Origin of the sequence: Hoylesella buccalis ATCC 35310, from assembly GCF_000177075.1 — a bacterium.
Classification (GTDB): domain Bacteria; phylum Bacteroidota; class Bacteroidia; order Bacteroidales; family Bacteroidaceae; genus Prevotella; species Prevotella buccalis.
The window spans coordinates 1-709 of record NZ_ADEG01000069.1; the positions used below are offsets into that span (position 1 = coordinate 1).

Genomic DNA, 709 nt, shown 5'->3' on the forward strand with positions numbered 1-709 from the left:
GCTCAATATGAACAATAAAAGATATATATATTATATGCTTATAATATGCACATTATTGCTTTTTAGTTGCAATTACCGCCATAAGCAGGAAATTACTATTTTTTATTTTTGTGGTAATATAGAACCATATAGACAGTTTGATTGTACTGACCTCGATAGCATATGTAAGACCAATGAATACGATGATACAATATTTATAACCTCTACTATGTTCAAACAAATTAAAGACGATATAATAAATGCTAAACCAACTAATAATTATTCAAACTCATACACACCAATAATATATGTAAATGTTGGAAATCAGAATTTGTGTCTTAATGGAATAAATAATCAGTGTTGGATAAAACAGAGTGATAGAAAATATCACCCTTCTATTCTTAGTAATAAGACAGTGTATCTTCTAAAATGGAAATCTTTCTATTACAATTATTTGCCATATGATATTTTACAATTAGATAAGGGGATACGGCAATTTGGTATTCCTTCTGATTATAAAAAAGATCAGATAAATAAAATAATTAAAAAGAAAGAAATGTCTAAAGTCTTAGTAAGGGTAAAATAATAAAGGCTGTGATCGCAAATCATCCTCTTTTATTCTATAAAAATCAATAGAAATGTAGCCTATCATACAGTTTTCCCACATTTTTATACTTCTCAAACGCATTTTTTCCGTTGATTATTCCGTGTTTCGAGATAAAAACGCTAT

Annotated in this window: 1 protein-coding gene; it reads left to right on the plus strand. The window is 27.4% G+C overall.

The genetic code is table 11. The features are described 5' to 3' along the window. Positions 1-565, plus strand: a 565-nt coding sequence (locus tag HMPREF0650_RS07665) for a hypothetical protein (protein ID WP_245543479.1), incomplete at its 5' end; no start/stop codon positions are given. Positions 566-709: the final 144 nt, after the last annotated feature.